This window comes from Streptomyces sp. NPDC056128 (assembly GCF_042263835.1).
Taxonomy (GTDB): domain Bacteria; phylum Actinomycetota; class Actinomycetes; order Streptomycetales; family Streptomycetaceae; genus Streptomyces.
Window position 1 is genome coordinate 152,025 of sequence record NZ_JBHJVQ010000015.1, and the last position, 1,577, is coordinate 153,601.

The following is a 1,577-nucleotide window of genomic DNA, read 5'->3' on the forward strand; positions in this document are numbered from 1 at the left end:
GTGCGCAGGACGAGGGTGTTGACGAAGAAGCCGATGAGGTGGTCGGTGGCGTCGTCGGTGCGTCCGGCGATGGGGGTGCCGATGGGGATGTCCTCACCGGCGCCGTGCCGGGTGAGCAGGGTCGCGAGCGCGGCCTGGATCACCATGAACGCGGTCGTGTTGGTCGACCGGGCCAGTTCGGTCAGGCGGGTGTGCAGCTCGGCGGGGACGCTGAACGTGATCCGCTCGCCGGTGTGGTCGGCGGTGGCGGGACGCGGCCGGTCGGTGGGCAGGTCCAGCTGCTCGGGCAGCCCGGCCAGTTGCCGCTTCCAGTAGGCGAGCTGCCGTCCCGCGAGGCTGTCGGCGTCGGTCTCGTCGCCGAGGATCTCCTGCTGCCAGAGCGCGTAGTCGGCGTACTGGACGGGGAGCGCCTGCCAGGTGGGAGCGTTGCCGGCACAGCGGGCGGTGTAGGCGGCGGTGAGGTCCTGGGCGAGGGGGGTGCGGGACCAGGCGTCGCTGGCGATGTGGTGCACCAGCAGCAACAGGACGTGCTCCTCCTCCGACACCCGGAACAGCCGCACCCGCACGGGCAGGTCGGTCGTCAGGTCGAAGGGGTACGACGCGGCCTCCGCCACCCGGACGGCGACCTCCTCCGCGGCCACGTCGACCACCGCGAACGGCGTCGCGGCGACCTCCGCGGGCAGCACGACCTGATGGGCGCCCTGCTCGTCCTCGGTGAAGACCGTCCGCAGGCTCTCGTGCCGGGCGATCAGGTCCCCGACCGCCGCGCGCAGGGCGTCGTGGTCGAGGGCGCCGGTGAGGCGGAGGGTGGTGGGGATGTTGTAGGTCGGGGTGGGCCCTTCGAGCTGGTGCAGGAACCAGAGGCGCTGCTGGGCGTACGACAGCGGGACGCGCTCGGGCCGCGGCTTCGCGGTGAGCGCGGTACGGACGGTGCCCGACGCGTCGAGGGCACCGGCGAGACCTGCCACGGTCGGCGTCTCGAACAACTGCCGGATCGGCAGCTCGACACCGAGGGTGGTGCGGACCCGGCTGACCAGGCGGGTGGCGAGGAGCGAGTGCCCGCCGAGCCCGAAGAAGTCGTCGTCGATCGTCACGTCGCCCACCGCGAGGATCTCCGCGTACAGGCCGCAGAGGATTTCCTCGCGGGGGGTGCGGGGGGCTCGTCCGGTGGTCGTGGTGGCGTAGGTGGGTGCGGGGAGGGCTTTGCGGTCGAGTTTTCCGTTGGGGGTGAGGGGGAGGGCGTCGAGGGTGACGTAGGCGGTGGGGCGCATGTAGTCGGGGAGGGCGCGGGTGGCTGCGTCCCGGGTGGTGTTCTCGTCGTGGTCGGGGGTGGTGACGAGGTAGGCGACGAGGCGTTGGTCGCCGGGGGTGTCTTCGCGGAGTTGGACGGTGGCTTGGGTGATGCCGGGCTGGGTGGTGAGGGTGGCTTCGATTTCGCCGAGTTCGATGCGGTGGCCGCGGAGTTTGACTTGGTGGTCGGCGCGTCCGTCGTAGGTGAGGTGGCCGTGGTGGTTCCAGTGGGCGAGGTCGCCGGTGCGGTACATGCGGGTGCCGGGGGTGGGGCTGTGGGGGTTGGC

General features: G+C 72.0%; 1 protein-coding gene. It reads right to left on the reverse strand.

Translation table 11 applies throughout. From position 1 onward, the window contains the following. Positions 1-1,577, reverse strand: a 1,577-nt coding sequence (locus tag ACFC1X_RS25605) for a condensation domain-containing protein (protein WP_376357316.1), incomplete at both ends; no start/stop codon positions are given.